The 23,209-nt window shown below is 67.9% G+C and carries 23 protein-coding genes; 9 read left to right on the forward strand and 14 right to left on the reverse strand.

Annotated elements, in window-relative coordinates:
• Positions 1-33: 33 nt before the first annotated feature.
• The 6 genes from AC1DYP_RS17420 to AC1DYP_RS17445 form a co-directional block, all read right to left on the reverse strand.
• Positions 34-1,326: a hemolysin family protein gene (locus tag AC1DYP_RS17420; RefSeq protein ID WP_477047379.1), complete on the reverse strand. Its 1,293-nt coding sequence runs from the start codon at positions 1,324-1,326 to the stop codon at positions 34-36.
• Between the two features lie 112 nt (positions 1,327-1,438).
• The gene (locus AC1DYP_RS17425; protein WP_477032418.1) at positions 1,439-2,482 is read right to left on the reverse strand and encodes a substrate-binding domain-containing protein; all 1,044 of its coding nucleotides are present in this window, start codon (positions 2,480-2,482) and stop codon (positions 1,439-1,441) included.
• A gap of 96 nt (positions 2,483-2,578) precedes the next feature.
• Positions 2,579-3,865 carry an OprO/OprP family phosphate-selective porin gene (locus AC1DYP_RS17430; RefSeq protein WP_477047380.1) on the reverse strand — a complete coding sequence of 429 codons (1,287 nt, stop codon included), beginning with the start codon at positions 3,863-3,865 and terminating at the stop codon, positions 2,579-2,581.
• A 161-nt stretch (positions 3,866-4,026) separates the two neighbouring features.
• Entirely contained in the window at positions 4,027-4,842 is an 816-nt protein-coding gene (phnE, locus tag AC1DYP_RS17435) for a phosphonate ABC transporter, permease protein PhnE (protein ID WP_477047381.1), read from the reverse strand.
• 20 nt (positions 4,843-4,862) lie between these two features.
• Entirely contained in the window at positions 4,863-5,882 is a 1,020-nt protein-coding gene (gene phnD / locus AC1DYP_RS17440; protein WP_477047382.1) for a phosphate/phosphite/phosphonate ABC transporter substrate-binding protein, read from the reverse strand.
• A complete protein-coding gene (locus AC1DYP_RS17445) occupies positions 5,879-6,691 on the reverse strand; it encodes a phosphonate ABC transporter ATP-binding protein (RefSeq protein ID WP_477032414.1) in 813 nt (270 codons plus the stop codon). The genes phnD and AC1DYP_RS17445 overlap by 4 nt, the downstream gene beginning before the upstream one ends.
• Positions 6,692-7,018: 327 nt before the next feature.
• Here AC1DYP_RS17445 and AC1DYP_RS17450 point away from each other — a divergent pair, with 327 nt between their 5' ends.
• The 6 genes from AC1DYP_RS17450 (at position 7,019) to AC1DYP_RS17475 (ending at position 12,757) form a co-directional block, all read left to right on the forward strand.
• Positions 7,019-8,278, forward strand: coding sequence for a type III PLP-dependent enzyme (locus AC1DYP_RS17450; RefSeq protein WP_477032413.1), 1,260 nt, complete (start codon positions 7,019-7,021; stop codon positions 8,276-8,278).
• A gap of 165 nt (positions 8,279-8,443) precedes the next feature.
• Entirely contained in the window at positions 8,444-9,496 is a 1,053-nt protein-coding gene (locus AC1DYP_RS17455) for a 1,9-bis(guanidino)-5-aza-nonane synthase (RefSeq protein WP_477047383.1), read from the forward strand.
• A gap of 60 nt (positions 9,497-9,556) precedes the next feature.
• On the forward strand, positions 9,557-10,315 hold the full coding sequence (locus tag AC1DYP_RS17460; protein WP_477047384.1) for an acid phosphatase: 759 nt from the start codon (positions 9,557-9,559) through the stop codon (positions 10,313-10,315).
• A 177-nt stretch (positions 10,316-10,492) separates the two neighbouring features.
• Positions 10,493-10,981 carry a transcriptional repressor gene (locus tag AC1DYP_RS17465; RefSeq protein WP_477032410.1) on the forward strand — a complete coding sequence of 163 codons (489 nt, stop codon included), beginning with the start codon at positions 10,493-10,495 and terminating at the stop codon, positions 10,979-10,981.
• A 109-nt stretch (positions 10,982-11,090) separates the two neighbouring features.
• A complete protein-coding gene (locus tag AC1DYP_RS17470; protein ID WP_477047385.1) occupies positions 11,091-11,729 on the forward strand; it encodes a hypothetical protein in 639 nt (212 codons plus the stop codon).
• An 80-nt stretch (positions 11,730-11,809) separates the two neighbouring features.
• Positions 11,810-12,757, forward strand: coding sequence for a thioesterase family protein (locus AC1DYP_RS17475; protein WP_477047386.1), 948 nt, complete (start codon positions 11,810-11,812; stop codon positions 12,755-12,757).
• On the opposite strand, the gene AC1DYP_RS17480 is transcribed toward AC1DYP_RS17475, so the two are convergent.
• Positions 12,754-13,110 (reverse strand): ankyrin repeat domain-containing protein, encoded by a 357-nt coding sequence (locus AC1DYP_RS17480; RefSeq protein WP_477032407.1) that lies wholly within the window; start codon positions 13,108-13,110, stop codon positions 12,754-12,756. The genes AC1DYP_RS17475 and AC1DYP_RS17480 overlap by 4 nt on opposite strands.
• Before the next feature lie 5 nt (positions 13,111-13,115).
• Positions 13,116-14,027, reverse strand: a complete 912-nt coding sequence (locus AC1DYP_RS17485) for an alpha/beta fold hydrolase (protein ID WP_477047387.1) — start codon at positions 14,025-14,027, stop codon at positions 13,116-13,118.
• 73 nt (positions 14,028-14,100) lie between these two features.
• On the opposite strand from AC1DYP_RS17485, the gene AC1DYP_RS17490 reads away from it, so the two are divergent.
• Positions 14,101-14,559 (forward strand): DUF488 domain-containing protein, encoded by a 459-nt coding sequence (locus AC1DYP_RS17490; protein ID WP_477047388.1) that lies wholly within the window; start codon positions 14,101-14,103, stop codon positions 14,557-14,559.
• Positions 14,560-14,719: 160 nt separating this feature from the next.
• On the opposite strand, the gene AC1DYP_RS17495 is transcribed toward AC1DYP_RS17490, so the two are convergent.
• On the reverse strand, positions 14,720-15,511 hold the full coding sequence (locus AC1DYP_RS17495) for an SH3 domain-containing protein (RefSeq protein WP_477047389.1): 792 nt from the start codon (positions 15,509-15,511) through the stop codon (positions 14,720-14,722).
• 66 nt (positions 15,512-15,577) lie between these two features.
• Between AC1DYP_RS17495 and AC1DYP_RS17500 the strand changes: the two genes are divergently transcribed.
• Positions 15,578-16,468, forward strand: coding sequence for a crotonase/enoyl-CoA hydratase family protein (locus AC1DYP_RS17500; protein WP_477047390.1), 891 nt, complete (start codon positions 15,578-15,580; stop codon positions 16,466-16,468).
• Between the two features lie 49 nt (positions 16,469-16,517).
• On the opposite strand, the gene AC1DYP_RS17505 is transcribed toward AC1DYP_RS17500, so the two are convergent.
• The 5 genes from AC1DYP_RS17505 to AC1DYP_RS17525 form a co-directional block, all read right to left on the reverse strand.
• Positions 16,518-17,843, reverse strand: a complete 1,326-nt coding sequence (locus AC1DYP_RS17505; protein ID WP_477047391.1) for a hypothetical protein — start codon at positions 17,841-17,843, stop codon at positions 16,518-16,520.
• A gap of 241 nt (positions 17,844-18,084) precedes the next feature.
• Positions 18,085-19,332 (reverse strand): pentapeptide repeat-containing protein, encoded by a 1,248-nt coding sequence (locus AC1DYP_RS17510; protein WP_477047392.1) that lies wholly within the window; start codon positions 19,330-19,332, stop codon positions 18,085-18,087.
• A 67-nt stretch (positions 19,333-19,399) separates the two neighbouring features.
• Positions 19,400-20,359, reverse strand: a complete 960-nt coding sequence (locus AC1DYP_RS17515) for a magnesium transporter CorA family protein (protein WP_477047393.1) — start codon at positions 20,357-20,359, stop codon at positions 19,400-19,402.
• A 51-nt stretch (positions 20,360-20,410) separates the two neighbouring features.
• Complete coding sequence (locus tag AC1DYP_RS17520; protein ID WP_477032399.1) at positions 20,411-21,115, reverse strand: CHAP domain-containing protein; 705 nt, start codon at positions 21,113-21,115, stop codon at positions 20,411-20,413.
• 67 nt (positions 21,116-21,182) lie between these two features.
• Positions 21,183-22,280, reverse strand: a complete 1,098-nt coding sequence (locus tag AC1DYP_RS17525) for an acyltransferase family protein (RefSeq protein WP_477047411.1) — start codon at positions 22,278-22,280, stop codon at positions 21,183-21,185.
• A 117-nt stretch (positions 22,281-22,397) separates the two neighbouring features.
• On the opposite strand from AC1DYP_RS17525, the gene AC1DYP_RS17530 reads away from it, so the two are divergent.
• Positions 22,398-23,177 (forward strand): TerC family protein, encoded by a 780-nt coding sequence (locus AC1DYP_RS17530; protein ID WP_477047394.1) that lies wholly within the window; start codon positions 22,398-22,400, stop codon positions 23,175-23,177.
• Positions 23,178-23,209: the final 32 nt, after the last annotated feature.

Consider the following 23,209-nt stretch of genomic DNA (forward strand, 5'->3'; position numbering starts at 1 on the left):
CCATCGAGCGGGGCGGACACCGGCCCCCGCCCCCTAGTCCTTGCGTATGCACCGCAGGATCAGCTTGTCGATCCGCGAGCCGTCCATGTCGACGACCTCGGCGTCGAAGCCGCCCAAGGCCACGATCTCGCCCTCGCGGGGGATGCGGCCCAGGCGATCGAGGATCAGGCCGGCCACGGTGTGGTAGCCGCCCTCGGCCTCGAAGTTCTCGCCCAGGGCGTCGTTCAGCTCCTGGATGTCGAGGCGGGCGTCGACCAGCCAGGTGCCATCCTCGCGGCGCAGGATGCGGGTCTCGGTCTCGTCGTGGTCCTCGGGGAAGTCGCCGGCGATCATCTCCAGCAGGTCCAGCGGGGTGATCGCCCCCTGGATCGAGCCGAACTCGTCGACCACCAGGGCCATGTGCAGCGGCGTCTGCTTGAACACCGCCATCGCCCGCAGCAGCGACATGGTCTCGGGAATGGCGATCGGCTGCTGGACGTGGCTCTTGATGTCGATCGTCTCGCCGCCCAGGCAGGCGTCCAGCAGGTCCTTCTTGAGGATCACCCCGATGTCGCCGTCCAGGTCGCCCTCGCTGGCCACCACGATGCGCGAATAGGGGCAGTCGCGGATCTCCTGCAGGATCTCCTCCTGGCTGTCGGTCAGCGAGATCCAGAACAGGTCGCGGCGCGGGGTCATGGCCACCCGCACGGGGCGGTCGCCCAGGCGCAGCACCTCCTGGATCATGGTGCGCTCCTCGGGCTCGATCAGGCCGGCGTCGGCGCCTTCGGCCAGGACCGTCTCGACCTCCTCGGCGGTGATCTCGTTGGTGCGCTCGTCGCGCACGCCCATCAGCTTGAGGATGCCGGCGGTCGACACCGTCAGCAGGGTCACGAACGGCCGCAGCATGGTGGCGACGAAGGCCAGGAACGGGGCCATGCGGCGGGCGATGGCGTCGGGGAACATCAGGGCCAGGCGCTTGGGCACCAGCTCGCCCAGGATCACCGAGACATAGGTCAGGCCGATGACGACGATGATGGTGGCGATGGCCTGGGAATGGGCCCCGACCACGGGCTTGTCCTTCAGCCACAGGTCCAGCGCGCCGGCGATCGTCGCCTGGCCGTAGGCGCCGGCCAGGATGCCGATCAGGGTGATGCCCACCTGCACGGCCGACAGGAACCGCGTCGGATGCTCGGCCATGGCCAGGGCCAGCTTGGCGCCCTTGTCGCCCCGGTCGGCGAAGGTCTGGAGCCGGGCCCGCCTGGCCGAGACCACCGCCAGTTCGGACATGGAGAACACCCCGTTCAACAGAACGAGGAGCAAGACGACGACGAGCGCGAGGAGGATCATGGCCCTACAGGGTTGGCGCGACCCGGCGGGCGCGGTTCGGCCACTATACAAAAGAAAACGCCGCGGCCCACTGGGGACCGCGGCGTCGTCATTTTTAGAAGCTGTGCTCGGCTTAGGAAGCCGGGCGAGCCATCGCCGTCTTGTTGGCGGCGGCTTGCTTCTGGGCGTCGTGCTGGCCGGGGGGCAGCGGGATCAGGCCGCGGCCTTGCAGGTAGCCGCCACGACCCGAGGCCGCGTCCGAGGTGAACTCGGTCAGGAACTCGGCCAGGCCCGGCGTCACGCCGATGTTGGCCTTCTTGACGTAGATGAACAGCGAGCGCGACAGCGGGTAGGAGCCGTCGGCGATCGTCTGGGCCGAGGGCTTCACGCCGTTGACGGCCGCGCCCTTGATCTTGTCCATGTTCTCTTCGAGGTAGGACCAGCCAAAGACGCCCAGCGAGCCGGGGGTCTTGGTCAGGGTGCCGACGATGGCGTTGTCGTTCTCGCCGGCGTCGATCCAGCCGTCGTTACGCAGCGGGTCGACCAGCGACTTGAACTTCTTTTCGTTGTCCGAGCGCAGGGCGTCCGCGGTCGGGAACTTGCGGGCGCCGGCCTCGATGGCCAGTTCCACGAAGGCGTCGCGGGTGCCCGAGGTGGGCGGCGGGCCATAGACGTTGATGCGGTTGCCCGGCAGGCCCGCGCCGATTTCGTCCCAGGTCTTGTACGGGTTGGCGACGAAGGCGCCGCCCTTCAGGACTTGCTTGGACAGGCCCAGGTACAGGTGCTCGGTCTTGAAGTTGTAGTCGGCGCCGTCCTTGTCGGTGGCCACGACGATGCCGTCGAAGCCGATCTTGATCTGGACGATGTCCTTGACGCCCTTGGCGGCGCAGGCGTCGAATTCCGACTTCTTCATCGGACGCGAGGCGTTGGCGATGTCGGGGAAGCCTTCGCCCGTGCCCGAGCAGAACAGCTTGATGCCGCCGCCGGTGCCGAGGCTTTCAACCTTCGGAGCCTTCTTGCCGGACTTCTTGGCGAAGTTTTCGGCGGTGCGGGTGGCGAACGGGAACACGGTCGAGGAGCCGGCGGCCCAGACATAGTCGCGCGCGGCGTGAGCGGGGGCGGCGGCGAGGCCCGAGAGGGCGACGGCGGCGGCCGCGCAGGAAAGCAGCTTTTTCATGAAGGACTCCTGGAAGTCTCGAGAGCTTGAAACGTTGAGAGCAGGTCGGGCCGGCCCCTTCCCTTCTTGGAAGGGAGGAGGCCGGCCCGTTGGGTCTTAGAAGTCCATCTGCGCGCGCAGTTGGAACTGCTTGACGTCGTAGTCTTGGGCGACGCCGATGTTGTCGGCCTTGCCGTCGGTGTAGTTGGCCTGGAAGCGGACGTACGAGGTCAGGTAGTAGTTCGCGCCCAGGGTCCAGCCGGTGTATTCGCCGGCCTGCGACGTGGCCGGCTTCACCTTCAGGGTGTCGTAGGCGTCCTTCAGGTCGGTGAAGTCGTAGCGGACGGCCAGTTCCAGACCGCCCCAGCCACCGGCCGTGATCGGGTTCAGGATCTTCGGACGACCGAATTCGCCGGTGACCTGGTTGTAGTTGCGGGTCTCGCCCGTCGGCCAGAAGCTGGCGAAGGCGTAGCCGACCTTTACGGTCGGGTCAGAGCCCGCCGTGCCGGCGCGGGTCACGTCGATGCTCGAATACTCGCCTTGCAGCGAGAACGGGCCGTGGACCCAGGCGCCTTCGACGGCGATCGTCTTGTCGCGATTGCCGATGCCGCCCGTCTGGTAGAACGTCGTGCCGGCGCTGTAGGCCGTGGTGGTGCGGCCGGTGTAGTTGAACAGCGCTTCGTCGCCGCGGTTGCGGTAGCGGTACGACAGGCCCAGGTGGAGCTTGTCGGTGTCGGTGGCGATCGGGGCCCAGTGGCCGCGAGCGGTGATGGTCAGGCGTTCCTTGGCGTCGAGGCCGGCGCCGGTGACGGTGTTGGCGCTGCCGCCGGCGCTGATCACGTCGACGTTGTTGAGCGAGTTGCCCTGGACGCCCAGCGCGCCGCTGTAGTTCGGGCCGGTGAACTTGCCGACGACGCCCAGCAGGTAGCTGTCGACGCCGAAGTCACCGTACGGACCGCGGTCCATGAAGGTGATGAAGCGGGTCGAGGTCAGGTTTTCGAGGCCGGCGACCTTGACGTTACCGAACAGCAGGCTGGTGGTTTCGGTCGGCTTCACTTCCAGGACCACGTCGTCCCACGACGAGGTGCCGCCGTTCACGAAGCCGCCTTCGGCCTTGTAGGCGATGTAGTTGTTCAGCTTGCCTTCGACGCCGATGAAAACCTGACGGCCGCGGACGTTCGAGGTGTCGAAATCGCCCGACGTGCCGCCGTCCTTGTCGACGTCCTGGAACACGGCGTCCAACAGGATCCGGCCGCGGACCTTGAAGTAGACGTCGTCGTTGCTCCACTGCGGAGCGCCTTTCCAAGCCGTGGTGTTGTCTTGCGCGTGAGCCGCGACGCCGAGGCCGCAGGCGAGCATGACGCCCAGCGCCGCGCCGCAGACCAGCGAGGTCTTGTTCCGCATGTGAGAATTCCCCTTAAGGCTTTGCCCCCTGCCCGTTGGTCCGGATCAGGTATGAAGCGCTTTACGGGGGTCCCATGACGGTTCCGCCACCCTTTGATGACAGACCGATGACAAGCCTTTTCAAGATCTTAATTGTGGCCCGAAGGTCACAGAAAAGCGTCTCAGAGCAGACGTGTGCGGATGATTTGTGAGAGCAGGTCGATCAGCGACACGGCCACCACGATCACCAGGACGATGCAGCCGGTCTGGTCGTACTGGAAGCCGTTCACTGAATCGAACAGCACTTGGCCGATGCCGCCCGCGCCGATCAAGCCTAGAACCGTCGCCGCCCGGCTGGAGGATTCGAAGCGGTAGAGCGCGTAGCTGGTCCACAGTGGGGCGACCTGCGGGATCACCCCCCAAACCACCTCTTGTAGCTTTCCGGTGCCGGTCGCCCGCACGCCCTCGACGGGTCCCTTGTCGATCGACTCCACGGCCTCGGCGAACAGCTTGGCCAGCACGCCAGCGGTGTTGAGCATAATGGCCATAACCCCGGGAAGACCGCCCAGGCCGACGGCGGTGATGAAGATCAAGGCCACCACCAGATCGGGGATCGAACGGATCAGGTCGAGCACGCGGCGAACCGGCTGCTGGATCCAAAACGGTGTAACGTTGCGCGCGCCCAACAGACCCAGCGGGATCGCCAGGACGATGGCCAAGGCCGTGCCCCACAAGGCAAAGCCGATCGTGTCCCACATCTTGCCGATGTAGAGCCCCCAATCGGCGGCCATGAACGCTTTTGGATCCGTGAAGGGCGAAAAGAAGCCCGTCGCGAACTCCCGCATTCGGCCCGCGCCCGTGAAAAGCTGCGGAACCTTGTCAATCTCCGCCGACTTGAACGTGACCGCCAGCAGGGCTGCGATGCCGCCCCACAGCAAGACGTCGAAGGCGCGCGCCGAGATCGGCTTGCTGGGCGGAGGCGGGACAGCGTCGTTCATGGCGGGTCGGTCGTCTCGGCTCAGTTGGCCGGCGCGGCGACGCCGGCCTTGCCTTCGGCGATCACGCGCTGGGCCTTGATGTCGGCCAGGTTCTTCTCGGCCGACGCCAGCTTGGCCTGGTCGCCGGTCTCGCGGGCCAAGCCCACCTGCTCGAGGGCTTCCATCTCGCGCACCACCAGCAGGTGGGTGTCGTCGGCGGCCTTGAAGCCGCCCATGGACAGGCGCTCCAGGTTCTTGCGCTGCTGGGCCGCGACCGGCGTGTCGCCCTGGCCGTAGGTCAGGAAGAACTGGCGGACCTTCTCCTTCACGACCGGATCCAAATCCTTGCGCCAGACGATCGGATCCTCCGGCAGGGTCGGCGACTCCCAGATCACCTTGACCTTCTTGGCCTGGGCGCCGCCCTTGGCCAGCAGGTTCAGCTTCAGGGCGGTGGAGTTATTGGTCGAGGCGTCCAGCTTGTGGTTGGCCACGGCGAACAGGTTTGCGTCATGGCTGGCGCTGAGCACGGTCTTGAAGCAGGTCTCGGGCTTCTTGTCGGCCGGGATGAACAGGTAGGTCATCGGGGCCAGGGTGCCCGAGGTCGACTTCTTGTCGCCGATCCCGAAGTCCAGGGTCTTGTCACATTTGAGCAGGCCCTCGACCGTCAGCTTGCTGTCGGCCGGCACGATGATCACCGACTTGTAGCCGTCCGTGCCCGACGGATCGAAGGTGCGGGCGAAGACCTCGCCGCCCGAGCGGCGCACGGCTTCCAGGCCCGAGGCGTTGGAGAACCAACCCACGTCGGTCTGCTTGGCGCCCATGGCCACGATCAGCGACGAGTAGTTGGACGAGAAGAACGGCTTCACCTTCAGGCCGGTCGACGTCTCCATGTCGGCCAGGATGGGCTTCCAGTAGCTCTCCATGTTCTGGGCCGACTCGGTCGACAGGATCGAGAACACGATGGTGTCCTTGGCCACGGGCGCGGCGGCCTTCTTCTCCCCGCATCCGGCGAGCGACAGGGCGGCCAGGGCCAGGCCGGCGATAAGGGTGCGGCGGATCATTGCGGAGCTCCTTCCCAGAATACGTCCTCGAATTCCGGGCCGTAGATGTCGATGAGTTTGTCGCGGCCCAGGCCGCTGGTCGGGCCGTCATAGACCTTCTTGCCGGCCTTCAGCGCCACCACCCGGTCGCAATAGCGCAGGGCGTAGTCGACCTGGTGCAGGGTGACGACGACGGTCAGGCCGTCGGTCTTGTTCAGATCACGGAGGATCTCCATGACCTTGCGCGCCGAGACCGGGTCCAGCGAGGCGACCGGTTCGTCGGCGAGGATGATCTTGGCCCTTTGGACCAGGGCGCGGGCGATGGCGCCGCGCTGCTGCTGGCCGCCGGAAAGCGTGTTGGCGCGCTGGGCGGCGTAGTCGGCCACGCCGACGCGGTGCAGGGCGGCCATCACCGCCGAACGGGTCTCGGCCGGCCAGGCGCCGAACAGGCCCTGGACGAAGCCGATGCGGCCCAGCGAGCCCAGGGCGACGTTGGTGAACAGGGTCAGGCGGCCGACCAGGTTGAACTGCTGGGCGATGAAGCCGATGCGGATGCGCGCCTTGCGCACCTGGTCGCTGACCTTGCCCTTGGCCTGGACGGGACCGGCGAAGGCGGTGATCACGCCCTCCCCGTCCTTGCCGGAGGCGGGAGCGTCGATGGTCTGCAGGCCGTCGATCGAGCGCAGCAGCGTGGATTTGCCCGAGCCGGAGGGACCGATGAGCGCGATCATCTCGCCGCGACCGACGTCGAGCGAAACGGCGTCCAGCGCCCGGCGCGACCCGAAGGTCTTGGAGGCGGCGCGGATCGAGAGAACAGGGTCCGACGTCATGGTCGGGGCGAATCCTTAACTTGGTTTCAAGCACTGGGAAATGCGTTCGTCGGTTTGGGGCACGGACGCAACGGATTTGTGACTGGCGGTGGATCGAATTCCCGACCCGGGCCGAGCGGCGGGGAAGGCAAACTGCGCCGAAGGCCTGATCGGGGCACGGTTCGGGCCCCTGACGGCCGCCTCTTGTCCCTTGCGGGAACCCCGCGTCCAAAAGACTCTTTACATCCTCGGGGTATGACCCTATTTCGCTCGCTCCGGCGGACCCGAAGTCCTCATAAGCGCTGCTAACGCCGGCCTGGGTTTAACTTCTGCAGGGGTCTACGTGAATTGCACACGTACCATACTCCCCTGGACCTGGTCCGTGAGCGGTCACCGGAACGTCCTGTCGCACTCGTGCGACCGGACGCGGTGTCGGTAGCGGCGCGCTGGTTCCAGGCTGAATTCAAAGGCGACGTCTTTTACGCGGTGAAGGCCAATCCTTCGCCGTGGGTGATCCGCGAGTTGGCCGACGCCGGCGTGCGGTCGTTCGACGTGGCGTCGCTGCCCGAGATCGAACTCGTCGCCGAGCACGCTCCCGGCTCGCGCATGGCCTTCATGCACCCGGTCAAAAGCCGCGTGGCGATCTCGGCCGCCTATTTCGATCACGGCGTGCGGACGTTCTCGTTCGACACCCATGAGGAACTGGCCAAGATCCTGGACGCCACCGGCCAGGCCAAGGACCTGAACCTGATCGTCCGCATGGGCGTGCAGGCCGAGGGCGCGGCCTACAGCCTGTCGGGCAAGTTCGGCGTCGAACCGCACAATGCTCCGGCCCTGCTGCTGGCCGCCCGTCGCGCCACACAGGACCTGATGGGGGTGTCGTTCCACGTCGGCAGCCAGTGCATGCGGCCCACGGCCTACCAGGCCGCCATGGCCCAGGCCTCGCGCGCCCTGGTGCGGGCCGGCGTGCTGGCCGACGTCGTCGACGTCGGCGGCGGCTTCCCGTCGATCTATCCGGGCATGGCCCCGCCCGAGCTGTCGGAATATCTGGCGGCCATCGACCGGGGCTTCTCGGACATGATGGTCCACGAGACCACCGAGCTGTGGTGCGAACCCGGCCGGGCCCTGGTGGCCGAGGCCTCGTCGCTGCTGGTCAAGGTCGAGCTGAAGAAGGGCGACGCGCTCTATCTGAACGACGGCTCTTACGGCTCGCTGTTCGACGCCGCGCACATGAAGTGGCCCTTCCCGGTCAAGCTGTACCGCAAGAACGGTGAAGTGGTGGAAGAAGGCCTCAAGCCCTTCCGCTTCTACGGCCCCACCTGCGACAGCGTCGACCACATGCCCGGCCCGTTCTACCTGCCGGAAAGCGTCGACGAGGGCGACTACATCGAAATCGGCATGCTGGGCGCCTATGGCGTGGCGATGTCGACCCGCTTCAACGGCTTTGGCGAAACCGAGACCGTCGAGGTCCAGGACGCGCCGATGGCCTCGATGTACGGCCTGGCCAAGCGCTCGATCCCGACCCCGCGGCCCGAGGCCGAGGAACGCAAGATCGTCCGCTTCTCGCGTCCCAAGGGCGCGGCCGGCAAGAAGCGCCGTCGTCGCTAAATCGACGCGGTTCGCCAGTAGATCGTTTCTGAGTTAAACCGCGCGCCGCGCCCGACGTTACAGACGTCGGGCGTAGCCGCATTTCCCATTGCCCCCGTCGGTCGCTCCGTCCTGACGAAGGGTTCCTACCAACGACGGGCGTCCAAAGTCAGGGAAACCGAAGCGATGAACGCTCCCGTTCCGAACAACACCAAGGCCGAGCTGCTGCAGAACGTCGTCGAGCACATCGACATCACCTCGTTCGACGCCCGCCCGATCATCGACGCCATGCGCAAGATGTCGTTCAGCTCGCGCGACACCGCCCGCGCCGCCGACATCTTCAACATGGCGCTGGAAGACAAGTCCTGCTCGCCGTGGCTGATCCTGGCCGGCTCCACCTCGGCCGGCGGCTGCATGCACGTCTACCGCGACATGGTGAAGAACGGCATGATCGACGCCGTGGTCGCCACCGGCGCCTCGATCGTCGACATGGACTTCTTCGAAGCCCTGGGCTTCAAGCACTATCAGGCCGCCGGCCCGGTCGACGACAACGTGCTGCGCGACAACTACATCGACCGCATCTACGACACCTATATCGACGAGGAAGAGCTCCAGAACTGCGATCACACGATCCTGGAGATCTGCAACCGCCTGGAGCCCCGCGCCTACTCCTCGCGCGAGTTCATCTGGGAAATGGGCAAGTGGCTGAGCGAAGGCAACGCCAAGAAGCCCGGCTCGCTGATCCAGACCGCCTACGAGGAAGGCGTGCCGATCTTCTGCCCGGCCTTCGTCGACAGCTCGGCCGGCTTCGGCCTGGTCAAGCACCAGAAGGAACAGATCGCGGCGGGCAAGCCCTACCTGATGATCGACGCGGTCGCGGACTTCCGTGAACTGACGGACATCAAGATCGCGGCCGGCACCACCGGCCTGTTCATGGTCGGCGGCGGCGTTCCCAAGAACTTCGCCCAGGACACCGTGGTCTGCGCCGAGATCCTCGGCGTCGAGGCCGACATGCACAAGTACGCGATCCAGATCACCGTGGCCGACGTGCGCGACGGCGCCTGCTCGTCCTCGACCCTGAAAGAGGCCGCCAGCTGGGGCAAGGTCAACACCACCCACGAGCAGATGGTGTTCGCCGAAGCCACCACCGTGGTGCCGCTGATCGCCTCGGACGCGTACCACCGCGAAGCCTGGAAGGGCCGCGAGAAGCCGCGCTGGCAGAAGCTGTTCGCCAAGTAGGCTTGATACGGACCAACTGAGAATGCAGGGTCCCCGAAGTTCGCTTCGGGGACCTTTTTCATGCGCGTTCGGTTGATGGTCGTCCTCGCCGCCGTGGTCGTCAGTGCTTGCGTCCCGGGCTCGCCCTATCTCGCCAAGGGCGCCTATGACGGGCGCAAGGCCGTGCCGCCGCCGCCCGCCGCCGGCTCGCCGGTCGACCAGCAGGACCGCGCCACCTTCCTGGCCACTCGCCAGCTCAAGGACAGCCCGCGCTGGTCGCTGGCCCGGCAGGACGCCCGCGAGGCCCGGATCCTGGACAGCTACAGCTGCGCCCTGGGGGTCACGCCAAGCCGCCGGGCCACGCCAAGGCTGGCGGCCATGCTGCAGCGGGTCAGCCACGACGTGCGACCCGCCGTGTCCGGCCCCAAGCGGCTCTACAATCGCAAGCGTCCCTACCAGGTCGATCGCGGCGCCATCTGCGCCCGCAACGGCTGGATCGTGGCCATGACCTCGGACTACCCGTCGGGCCACACCACCTGGGGATGGACGGTCGGGCTGATCCTGGCCAAGGCCCAGCCGGAGCAGGCCGACCCCATCCTGGCTCGGGCCCGGGCCTATGGCGAAAGCCGAGTGATCTGCGGTGTCCACAACGCCTCGTCCGTGGACGCCGGCCGGATCAACGCCACGGCCCTGGTCGACACGCTCGCCGCCTCGCCGGACTTCCAGGCCGACCTGACGGCGGTCGGCGCCGCGCGCGMCGCCGCCSGGGCGGCGGGGCCCGCCCCCGACAAGGCCCAGTGCGACGCCCAGGCCGCCCTCCTGGCCCATCCGCCGTACTGAAGGCCCTCCCCCAGTGGGGGAGGCGATCGCGCAGCGATCGGTGGGGGGAGTTCTAGGATCGAAGATCGCAAATCCGGTCATCGCCTCATCACTCCCCCCTCCGTCGGCTACGCCGACACTTCCCCCACGGGGGGAGGAGCAGTTGCGCGAGGCGGTCGCGCCCTCTACCTGTTGGCCATGGCCCATCACGCCGCGTGCGATCACGATCATCACAACCACGGCGTCGCCGGCTCGGCGCTCGAAGCCGAACTGGCCGCCGCCGAGGCCCGCTGCGGCGCGGCCGAGCAACGCCTGACCGCGCCCCGCCGCCGGGTGCTGGAACTGCTGCTGCAGGCCGGCCAGCCGGTGAAGGCCTACGACCTGATCGCCAGCTTCGCCATCGATGGTCCCCCCGCGAAGCCGCCCACCGTCTACCGGGCGCTGGACTTCCTCGAGAAGCAGGGCTTCGCCCACCGCATCGAGAGCCTCAACGCCTATGTCGCCTGCCGCAAGGAGGCCGACGGCCACGCCGCCGCCTTCCTGATCTGCGACTGCTGCGGCGCCACCCGCGAGATCGAGCCCAAGGCCAGCGCCGAGATCATCGCCGCCGGCGCCAGCGCCGGCTACGCCCTGACCGCCGTGACGATCGAGGCCCACGGTCTCTGCGCCGATTGCCGCGACGCCTAAGCGCCTAGGCGCCCCCGCCAAAGTCTGTACACTTTTAACGACTGAGAACCCGCCTCACCGCCTTTTGGGAGAGCGAGATGAGCGATCGTGAACCGGCCAAGACGCACTGGTGGCACAGCGCCCCCATCGTTGTGAGCGCCATCGCCGGCCTGCTCACGGCGGTCACGGGCTTGATCGTCGGTCTGCACCAAGCCGGCGTGATCGGCGGCGGTTCGGAAAAACCGACCGCGGCGGCGGCGCCGAAGCCGCCCCCGCCCTCGCGCCGCTGACCGGACCGCCCGGCCGAAACCTGCTGTCGCCCCAATACGGCGGACGCCTGGTCGCGGCGCCGACCAAGGCCTGGTCGTCGGCCAACGACGACGTCCTGGGACCTGGAACCACGGTCACCTTCCTCGACGCCTTCGGCATCTTCGGCTTCCAGGACGACCGGCCCGCCACCTTCGACCGCTTCGGCATCCTGGTCCTGAGGGCCGACGAAAATCCCGCCACGATCGAGATCGCCGCCGGCGACGCCCTGACCGGCCCGTTCCGGCCGCTGGCCAAGGTGCAGATCCTGAACCTGTACGTCGCGGCGAACGATGGCTGGCAGTATTTCGACCTGCCCAAGACCACCGCCCGCTATGTCCGGATCAAGACCAGCGAAAGGCACGACCACGGGACCGTGGGCTATTTCAACGAGCTGAGCCTCGACGAGAAGCCCCCAACCGGGAAGTCTCCAGGCGAGAAGCCGCCAGGCGGGAAGTCCTGACGACAGGGCGGGGGCGATTGCGGATGACAAGCAAACGCCGCTAGGGTTCGAACAATCGTTCACCCATCCCGGACACGCCCATGACGACCGCTGAGCCCTTCCCCGGCGTCGAGATCTGGCGCGGGGGCGTGAACACCTGGGACTGCGACGAGATGGGGCACATGAACGTGCGCTTCTACGTCGTGCGGGCCATGGAAGGCTTGGCGGGGCTGGCGGCCGAGCTGGGGCTGCCGCACGCCTTCTCGCCCTACGCCAACGCCACCGTGGTGGTCCGCGAGCAGCACATCCGCTTCCTGCGCGAGGCCCATGCCGGGGCCACCCTGCACATGCTGGGCGGGGTGATCGAGATCTCCGACACCGAGGCCAAGGTGCTGCAGCTGCTGGTCCACACCGCCACCGGCCAGCTGGCGGCGACCTTTCAGACCACCATCGCCCACGTCACCCCGCGCGAGGGCGAGGCCTTCGCCTGGCCGCGCGTCGTGCATGAGCGGGCGACCGCGCTGAAGGTCGAGGTTCCGGAACAGGCGCGGGCCCGCAGCCTGGACCTGTCGCCGTTCGAAACCACCGCCAGCCTGGAGCGCGCCGACGCCCTGGGCCTGCAGCGGATCGGCCTGGGCGCCCTGTCGCCGACCGATTGCGACGTGTTCGGACGAATGCGCGCCGAGCAGTTCATCGGCCGGGTCTCGGACGGCATCGGCGCCTTCATCGGCCCGTTCCGCGACACCGTGGTCGCCCATGCCGAGCACAAGCCGACGCGGGTCGGCGGGGCGGTGCTGGAATATCGCCTGGTCCAGCTGGCCTGGCCCCGGGCCGGCGACCGGGTCGAGCTGCGCTCGGGCCTGGTCGGCACGCAGGGCCAGGCCATGCGCGTGGTGCACTGGATGCTGGACCCCACCACCGGCCGGGCCTGGGGCACCTCCGAGGCCGTGGCCATCACCTTCGACCTCGACGCCCGCAAGGTGGCCCCGATCTCGGACACGGCACGGGCCGAGCTGGGCAAGTCGGCGGTTGCGGGGCTGGCGCTCTAAAGCAGCTCGAACAGATGCACCTGGTCCGCCAGCATCGCCACCTCGAGCGCGGTCTGGTCCCACTCGTTCTTGGCGTCCAGGTTCGCGCCCAACTCCAACAGCGCCGCGACCACCGACGCATGCCCTGCCGCCGCCGCGTAGTGCAGGGGCGTGAAACCGCGATCTCCTGGCAGGTCGATCCGCCCGCCCAGGCGGACGAGGTCGCGGACATCCTCCGCCTGCCCTAGGCGCGCCGCCAAGTGCAGCAGGGCGTCCTTGGCCGAGCCGACGGTGTTGGGATCCGCCAGCGCCACCCCGGCCAGTTCCGGATGCGTCGCGTAGCGCGCCGCCACCTGTTCGAACGTCCGCGCCATGCCGCCTAGGCCGTCGCCATCTCGAAGATCGCTTCCCGGGTCAGGTCCGGGCGTTCCATCGGCAGGAAGTGGCTGGCGCCGGCCACCGTCTCGACACGGATCGATGGATGGCGGCGCATCAGGCCCGCGCCGTCGCCGACATGGGCGGTCGAGCCCTTCTCGGCCTTGAGGATGCGCGCCAGGCAGCGGATGCGGCCCATGGCCCGCCAGGGATCGTGGGCCTGGGCGCTGTAGTTGGAGGCCTCCCAGGCGGGGGCGCAGGCCAGCTCGACCTTGCCGTCGTCGCGATCCTTGAAGCCGCCGCCGACATAGTCGGCCAGCATCGTCTCGGGCCAGGTCCGGAACGCCCCGCGCCCGCGATAGGCGGTGAAGGCGGCCTCGCGGTTGTCGAACACCGCGCGGCGGCGCAGCGCGCCCTGCACCAGCGGCAGGTGCTTCCACAGCGCGCCGGAGGTCCAGGGCATGTGGGCGTAGAAGGCCATGATCCGCGGCATGATCACCGGGTCCAGCAGGACCAGGCCGCGCACGGCGTCGGGGGCGGCGGCGGCGGCCAGCAGGCTGACCGTGCCGCCCATCGAGTGGCCGGCCAGCACCACCGGCTGGGTTTGGTCCAGGGCGGTCAGCAGGGCCAGAAGGTCGTCGCGCAGGTCCAGCCAACTGCGACGGTGCTCGGGATTGGCCGCCAGGCGGCTGGAGCCGTGGCCGCGCTGATCGACCGCCAGCACCCGCAGGCCGGCCGACAGCGGGGCCAGCAGGGCGCGATAGGTCTGGCCGTTGAAGCCGTTGGCATGGACGAAGACCACGTCGACCGGCCGGTCGTTGGGTCCGAACTCCAGCACCGCCATCTCGCCGGCCCCGGCGCGGCTGGCGATCGGGATGAAGCGTCGGCGAGGCTCACGGAAGACGGCCGCGTCCATGGCGAGATGCTCCTGTTGCGGCCACTGGTCCCTAAGGTAGGCGCGCGGCGTTACGTCGTCCATGGAGGGAACCATGAAACCGCCCGCAAGCCCGCCCCCTGGCCCCTTGGCCACCATCGGCTACGAGACCGACACGCTGGACGGCATGATCGGCCGGCTGAAGGCCGCCGGCGTCGAGACGGTGGTCGACGTCCGCGCCGTGGCCGCCTCGCGCCGGCCGGGCTTCTCCAAGACCATGCTGGGAAACAGTCTGCGGGCCGAGGGGATCGACTATGTCCACCTGCGGCCGCTGGGTACGCCCAAGGCGGGACGCGAGGCGGCGCGGCGGGGGCGGACCGACGAGATGCGGGAAATCTTCCACGCCCACCTGGCAGAGCCGGCGGCGCAGGTGGCGCTGGGCGAGGCGACCGCCCTGGCGAGCGAGAAGCGCATCGCCCTGCTCTGCTACGAGGCCGAGGCGCGGTGCTGCCACCGGGCGATCGTGGCGGATGAGATCCGGGCCCGGCTGAAGTGCGAGGTGGTGGATCTCTGAAGCCGTGCGGTGAACACTTGCCCCCTACGGGTCGCTTCGCGACCGTCTTCCCCCAGGAGGGGGAAGAAGCGCGCCGCGTTCCACTCCTCCGCCCCCTATGGGGGCGGACAGACGGCGAAGCCGTCAGGTGGGGGCAAGTGCTCTCATGCTCAGGCCTTCATCAGGCCGCCGTCAGCTGCCACTCGCCCTTGGTGTCCTTGCAGGCGCTGTAGCGCTCGGTGGTCGGGTTGGCGCCCTGGGTGCGGATCGAGGCGTTGATGACCCGGCAGCTGGGGGCCGGGCCGTAGCCGCTCTGGCTCAGCAGCGAGGACGAGACGTAGCCGGCGCCGTAGCCGTTGCGGCCCACCAGCAGCCAGTTGCTGTTCGGCGCGCCGCCCAGCACCTCGACGCGCTCGCCGGCCGACAGCTTGCCGACCACCTTGCCGCTGGTCGAGGGACCCGAGCGCAGGTTGGCGGTCGAGCGGGCGGTGTAGTCGCCGCCGACGGCGTCGTAGCTGCGCAGCACCGTCACGCCGCGCTCGAAGCGCAGGCCGTCGCCGCTGAGCGGCGGGCCGTAGGACGACGACACCACGTCGATGCGGCCCGAGGCGCCGGTGCGCGAATTGCTCCAGGTCTCCGACTGGCCGTTGTCCAGCGCCTTCTTGGTGGCCTGCTGGGCCATGGCCTGGTCGGTCGACTGCATGCGGCAGCCGATATAGGCCCCCGCCGCCGCGCCGGCCGCCGCGCCCAGCACGGTGCCCAGGGTCTTTTCGTTCTTGCTGACGGCGCGGCCGACCAGAGCGCCGACGCCGGCGCCGATCAGGGCTCCGCCCTCCTGCTTCTTGCCCGAGCCCTCGCAGGCGAACAGCCCGCCGATCCCCTTGGACTGGGCCATCGCCGGCATCGGCGCGGCGACCAGCGAGGCGAGAACGGCGCCGACGGACAGGGTGGTGGCGATCGAATGCTTGACCATGGGGGAAGGTCTCCTCTGCAAGACTTCGGACCTTCGAAGGAAGGCCCGTTGGCGCCTGACGTCCCCATGATACAAGTGATCAACGATAAGGGAGAATGGAACGTGCAGGCCAAGCCAGACTATAGCTGCTTCGATGTCGAGATCGAGACAGGCGTGGCGCATCTGCGCCTGAAACGTCCCGAAGCCCTCAACACCATGACCCGGGCGTTCTGGAACGAGCTGCCGGCGATCATCCGCGACATCGACGACAACGCCCGCGCCCGCTGCATCGTCATCTCCTCGACCGGCAAGCATTTCTGCGCCGGCATGGACCTGTCGGTGTTCACCGACGGCGAGGGCGTCACCGGCGGCGACCCTGCCGACCGCTACGTGGCCGCCGAGAGCTTCCGCCGCCACGTCCATCACCTGCAGGACACCTTCAGCTGCCTGGACGAGGCCCGCATGCCGGTGATCGCCGCCATCCAGGGCGGCTGCATCGGCGGGGCGGTGGACTTCACCAGCGCCTGCGACATCCGCTACGCCAGCGCCGACGCCTTCTTCACGATCCACGAGATCAACATCGGCATGACCGCCGACGTCGGCACCTTCCCGCGGCTGTGCAAGCTGATCCCCGAGGGCTGGGTGCGCGAGCTGGCCTACACCGGTCGCCGCCTGCCGGCCGCCCGGGCCCGCGAGATCGGCCTGGTCAACGAGGTGTTCGCCACGCACGAGGAGGTCGTCGCCCACGCCCTGGCCACGGCCCGCGAGATCGCGGCGAAGTCGCCGCTGGCCGTGGCCGGCAGCAAGGTGATGATCAACTACGCCCGCGACCACTCGATCAAGGACGGGCTGGACTACATCGCCACCTGGCAGACGGGCATGTTCTCGCCGCCGCACATGCTGGAGGCCTTCCAGGCCAAGGCCCAGAACCGCGAGCCGATCTATCCGGACCTCGTGCCGCTGAAGAAGCGGATGTGAGCGATCCGGCCCCCTCGCCCTTGCGGGAGAAGGATCTGCAGCCGGCGGCCTAAGGCGCGGGAACGATCTGGATGATGGCGGCCCGATCCAGCCCGCCGGCCAGGACGGGGGCGATCTTGTCGTCCTTGCGTTGCCAGTACAGGTACTCGGAGGCTCCGACGAGCCCGAGCGCCGGCACGAAGGGCTCGGAGCCCCACCCCTGTCGCCCGTTTGTCGGGGCCATCACCAGCCGCAGCAATGCGGCGTACGGCCGGAGGTCCACCTTGCCTCTGTCGACGGCGACGAACCGATCCCGTGGCCCCTGGCGCAGGAAGAAGCAGTCGTTGGGGGCGTTGGGCGCGTTGGGGCCGCCGTTGGGGTTGCGCTTCTGGAACAGCCATATCTCCGCGTTCGGGGCTTCCCGGGGGAAGTGCCTGCGCGTCTCGGGGTCCACGAATCCCAGCCCGCGACCGCCGTACAGGACACGGGAGATGTCCCATCGGCCCGCATGCATGTGGGGACCGCGCACGAGGTACCGACGTCCCTCCGTCAGGGAGGCCGGCAGGGTCCGGGTCCATTGCGGGATCGCCTCGTTCAGCATGGCCCGCTGCAGCGCCATGTTCTTGGTGGTGTCGGCGATCTCCTGCTTCAGGGTCTCGAAATCGCCGGCGGCGACGCGGGCGTTGGCCAGTTGGGACATGCCGATGTACTGGACCACGAACAACCCGTGCAGCCACTCGTCCAGCCGGCGCCAGTAGGTGCTGAGCGGCGTGTCGGGCGCGAGTTGCCGGCCGAGGAAGATCGGTTGCCAGCGCGAGGTGAACAGGCGGATCAGCGGATCGCTGACCCCCATGGGGTCCTTGCCGAGTAGGACGTCGCTGATGACCTTCAGGCTGGCCGTGGTGCCGCCGTTGACGTCGGTGATCGCCGCCCTCAGCTCCGCCGCCCTGCGGTTGCGCTCGTCCGGGTTCACGACGTTCGACAGATGCCCGAGCTGCGTTTGGAGGTTGTCGATCTGCTGGACCGAGGGATAGCCGCGGGTGATCAGGTGCTGGAACTTCACCTCGAACAGCAGGTCCGCCAGCTTGCCCAGGATCAGCTTCTGCTGCGCCAGGATCGTGTTCAGCATGGCCTTGATCTGTTCCAGTTCGGAGCCGCCGCCGCCCCGGCCGAGAACCCTGAGCAGCGAGGCGGACACCCATTTCAGGGCCGCGCCGCCGCCGGCCCGGGCCAGCTCCTCCAGCTTGCTCTTCAGGAATTCCTCGATGCCTTCGGGCGTGGTCAGCGCCTTGGCCTCGTCGGCCATCAGGGCGTTGAAGTTCGCCTCCGAGCCGAATTCCTCCATCAGGATTTGCGATTGCTCGAACGCCGAGGTTCCCGCCTCGTCAGCCGCCATAGCCCCCTCCACCCCTAATGCGGATCTAGACGGACCGCTCTGAGGCGATCCCTAGAAATCTACCTGAGGCAGCATAGTGCGACATACTCGCAAGTAAATAGATTGATCGTCGGGTTTCCGACAAACGAACGCACCTCCGTCCTCGCTAGGCCCGCCGCCAGACGTCGCGTCAGTTCGGCCGACGACATCGGCGGCCTCGGCTACGATGGGAGCGAACGCCGGTGCCGTGACGGCGCGGCGGTTAGGCCTCGATCGCGTCCGGAAGCTCGGCGCTGGTCAGGTCGCAGCCGTCCAGCTTGCAGCGGGTCAGGTCGGCGTCGATCAGGCGGACGCGGCGGGCGTCGGCCTTGCTGAGATCAGCGCCGCGCAGCACAGCGCGGCTGAGATCGGTGCGCAGAACCCGGCCCTGGGCGATGGTCAGCGGTCCCAGCTTGGCGCCGGAGAGATCGGCCCGCGACAGCTGAGCGCCGACGAGGCGCGCGCCGCGCAGGTCGGCGCCGCGCAGATTGACCCCGCGCAGATCAGCCTCAGACAGGTTGGCGCCCTGCAGCTCGACCTTCTCCAGGTTCATGCCGAAGAAGATCGCGCCCGGCGCCGACAGGCCGGCCAGGCGGCGGCCCTTCAGGCGCTTGAGCGGCCGGAAGTCGACCATCGGAATCTTGGCCGGCGCGCCGTCCCGGCCGTCGCTGGTCACGAACAGCTCGTGCGCCTCGAGGATCTCGTGCAGGGGCGCGTCGTCGACATAGATGATCGGCGGCGGGGCGCGCAGCACCTGCGTCAGGTCGGCGCCGTCGAAGGTGGTCCCGGCCAGGTCGGCGCCGGTCAGCACCGCGCGGCGCAGCGAGGCCCCGCTGAGGTCGGCGTTGTAGAGATTGGCCTTGGAGAGATTGGCGCCGTTCAGGGTCGCCTTGTTCAACCGCGCGCCCTGCAGGCTGACCCCGGCCAGGTCCGCGTCGGTCAGGTCGGCGACCCGGGCGAAGGCGTCGCCCAGCTGGGCGCCGTCCAGCCGGGCCCCGCGGGTCACGGCGTGGTCCAGCTCGCCGCGGCGGGCGCGGTGATGCAGGATCTTGAAGCCCTCGGCGTTGTCCTGGGTGGCGGTGACGCCCTCGCGCAGGTCGCAGCCGGACAGGTCGGCGCCGCTGAGATTGGCCCCGCGCAGACAGACGCCGCGCAGGTCGCAGCGCGAGAGGTTGGCCTCGCGCAGGTCGGCGTCGCGCAGGTCCGCCCCGTACAGGGTGGCCCGCGCCAGGACGGCGCGCGAAAGCAGCGCGCCGGCCAGGCGAACCCCGGTCATGTCGGCCTCGGAAAGGTCGACCCCCTCCAGGTTGACGTTGTCGAGATCGACATAGGAGAGATTGGCGCGGACCCCGGCCGGCAGACCCTTCAGATAGCGGCCATGGGCCTCGATCGCTGCCCTCAGCGCCTTGGGCGAAAGCGAACGGATCAGGCTCTGCCGAGCGGCCTGCTGAGTTGAGGGGGCGGCGGACATGCGAGGGCTCTTTTCGCCGAACCGTGTCACGCCATCTTTAAGGAAACGTTCGAATTATCTCGAAAAGTCAAAGCCATCCACGTCTTTTGAACCATAGCAGCGGCCCGGCCGCGGCGATGACCATCAAAACCAGGGCGAACGGGTAGCCGTGCAGCCAGTTCAGCTCGGGCATGTGCGCGAAGTTCATGCCGTAGATCCCCGCCACCAGGGTGGGCGGCAGGAACATCACCGAGAACACCGAGAAGATCTTGAAGATGGCGTTCTGCTCGATGTTGATCAGGCCCAGGGCCGCGTCGAGCAGGAAGGTGATGTTGCCCGACAGGTAGCCCGAGTGGTCGGTGATCGACTGGACGTCGCGCTGCAGCGACTTGAGGTGGTCGCGCAGTTCCTTGTCGCCCTCGAACTGGCCGGCCAGCGAGGCGAAGCTGAGCAGACGGGCCAGGCTGACCAGGCTGTCGCGGGCCTTGGAGTTGACGATCTGGGCGCGGCCCAGGCGGTTGAGGATCGCCTCGAACGCCGCCCCGCGCGGCCGGCTGAAGATCACCCTCGACTGGCCCTCGACCTCGGCGGCGGTGCGCTCGAGGATGTCGGCCGTGCGGTCGATCACCGCGTCCAGCAGTCCCAGGAACGTCTGGGCGCCGCCGGGGCACAGGCTGGGCTGGCGCTCGGCCTGGGCGGCGAAGGCCGCGAACGACTTGGGCTCGACATAGCGGATGGTGACCAGCCGGTCGCCGGTCAGCACGAAGGTCACCGGTGCGGCCGTGGGCAGGTCGCCGTCGGCGTTGACCAGCACCGTGGCGGTCATGAACGTGCCGCCGTCTTCCTGGTAGAGGCGCGAGGAGGCCTCGATCTCGGCCATCTCCTCGCGGGTGGGCAGCAGCAGGCCGATCGATTTCTCGACCGCCACTTCCTCGGCGCGGGTCGGGCTGACCAGCTCGATCCACACCGCGTCGGCGGGCAACACCCAGTCGGGCGTCAAGCCGCCAGGCTCGAAACCCGGCGCGCCATGGCGCAGCACCCTCAACATGTGGAGTCAGCCTTGTTCACACGCCGGGCATGGCCCAGAGCGCGCACGCCGTCAACGCGGGGCTTGCGGCTTTTCGGCGTCTTGCGGCGGCGTGGAGGACTGCGATTGGGCGATCAGGGCCGCGATGCGGTCGGTCGAGTCGGCGGCCTGGTTGATCATGTCCAGCGGCGAGCTGGCGCGCACCGAGGCGGCGACCTGGTTGGCGGCGGACTTGGCCAGCGAGACGGCGGCGTTCTGGGCCAGGGCCAGCTTGCTGGTCGCGGCGGCGATCGTGACCGCCTGGTTGTTCTGATAGATGAAGCCGTGGGTCGGATAGACCGTGGTGCCCAGGTCGCGAATCGGGTCGTACCAGACCTTCACTTCGCTCCAGTCGCCGGCCGGCGAGACGTCGACGACGGTGACGTCCTTCTCGACCTGACCGCGGCCGCCGTCGATGATCGACCAGTTGGCGTGGGTCACCTGGATCACGCGGTCGGTCAGCACCTGGCTGACGAAGGCGACGTGGCCGAGGTTCATGCGGGCGGTCGGCTTGAAGCAGAGCACCGCGCCGGCGCGGGGCACGAAGCCCGTATCGTACTTGCCGATCGCCTGGCTCCACCAGGTGCGGGCGTCGCCGAAGATCTGGATTCCCGACATCAGACGCGCGAACGGGACGCACTGCCAATACCCGTCAGCGACCGCGCCGGACATCGGCACAAGGCTGATCATGGCGGCAGCGGCCAGGGAACCCCAGAGGGCTCTCGTCCGTTTCGTCATGCTGTGGGTACTCCCCGCGTCACTAGGGTTAAGGGATAACCCTCGCAGGGAAATATGAAAAGTCTGTTTATCCGGCTTCAGCTGTGGCAGGGCGTCGCTGTTTCCGCCCCTTCGCCCAAGCTTTCATGTGCTCCCGCGCCGGCTTTTCGATGATGTGGTAGGACAGCGCCGACAGCGGAACCAGCGCGGCGACAACCAACAGCCAAGCATAGAGCGGCAGCTGATCTCCATCGATTTTCAGAACCTTGAGCGCTGCATTGACCGCCAGGATCTTCCACGGGATGCAGATCATGTAGGTCGAATAGCTGATCTCGCCCAGATACACGAGCGGGGCCTGAGTCGCGACGCGCGACCCGGTCGCGGCCATGGCCGCCAGCGTGACGATCAGCCCGCCCAAGGTCATGACAATCACTTGATCCGGGGCGCCGAACTGCACAGCTAGCAGCACTGCGGCGCCCGCCAGGCAGGCGCCCAGGCCCGAGAAGCGGCCGGTGACCGCGCCCGAGCGCCACAGGGCGTGCAGGGCGCAGCCGTAGGCGAAGCACGGCACGATCCGCAGGAAGCCCCAGCGGATCGTCGCCTCGGTCAGCGAAAAGCCCGCCAGTTTCTGGAACAGCGGATAGAGGACAGCGATCAGGGCCAGGGCCAGGCCGACGGCCAGGCGCGGCCGCTCGCGCAGCCGCCAGGCGGCCCAGGCGAAGGCCGGGAAGCTGAGATAGGCGAACCACTCGGCCGAAATCGACCACGAGGGATGGTTCCAGCCCGAGACCGGCGCGAAACCCCAGGCCTGGACCAGCAGCAGATTGGCCGGCAGAGCGCTCCAGGCCAGCATGTTGTGATCTACGGCGATGCCGGCCACGCCCGCCGCGGCTGCCATCAGCCCCACCCCCGCCAGGGTCGCCAGGTGCAGCGGATAGACCCGCGCCAGCCGGTTCCACAAGAAGTCGCCGTAGCGGAACCGCCCGTTCCCGACGCCTTGCAGATAGACATGGCAGAGGATGAAGCCCGACAGGGTGAAGAACGCCTCGACCCCCAGATAGCCCTTGCCGATCATCGCCGGCGGGGCCGCCGCCGAGAGGTTCGGCCAGTAATGGTACATCACCACCCAGAAGGCGGCGAAGAACCGAAGGGCCGTCAGGGGCTTGATATTGGCGGCGTCTGGCATCATGTCGACTCTCGGTTCGGCGAAGCCTGGGGGCTTCCGTCGCGTTCCTTGCATGGACGGCGCCTCTTGAGGGGGAGGCGATGGCGCGTTTTCCGAACCCGAACTTAGATCGGTACGATGAACGAACTCCTTCAACTCGCCGCGGACCCTGCCGCCTGGGCCGCGCTGGTCACGCTGATCGTCATGGAAGTCGTGCTTGGCATCGACAACCTGGTGTTCATCTCCATCCTCTCCAACAAGCTGCCGCCCGAACATCGACAGAGGGTGCGTCGGATCGGCATTTCGTTGGCCTTGATCATGCGATTGGTCCTGCTTTCGACCATCGCCTTCATCGTGGGCCTGACCGCCCCGGTGTTCGACCTGGGCCTGGCCGGTCCGCTCTCTCACGGCGAACCGACCTTCGAGACGGCCTTCTCCTGGCGTGACCTGATCCTGATCGCCGGCGGTCTCTTCCTGATCTGGAAGGCCACCAAGGAGATCCACCACAGCATGGATCCCGACGCCGACGAGTCCGCCCCGGACGTCAAGACGGCGGCGATCTCCAACGTCGGCGGGGCGATCTTCCAGATCATCCTGCTGGACATCGTGTTCTCGATCGACTCGATCCTGACCGCGGTGGGCATGACCGATCACCTGCCGATCATGATCATCGCGGTGATCGTCGCGGTGACCGTGATGCTGCTGGCCGCCGACCCGCTGGGCAACTTCATCAACAACAACCCGACGGTCGTGATGCTGGCCCTGGGTTTCCTGCTGATGATCGGCGCGGTGCTGATCGCCGAGGGCTTCGGGGTGCACGTGCCCAAGGGCTACATCTACGCCGCCATGGCCTTCTCGGCCGGGGTGGAGAGCCTGAACATGCTGTCGCGCAGGAAAGGCGGGGGCAAGAAGCACTAGGAACGGCCGGGGACAGGCGCATGCGCCTGTCC

The organism is Caulobacter sp. P1_D6 (assembly GCF_056406095.1).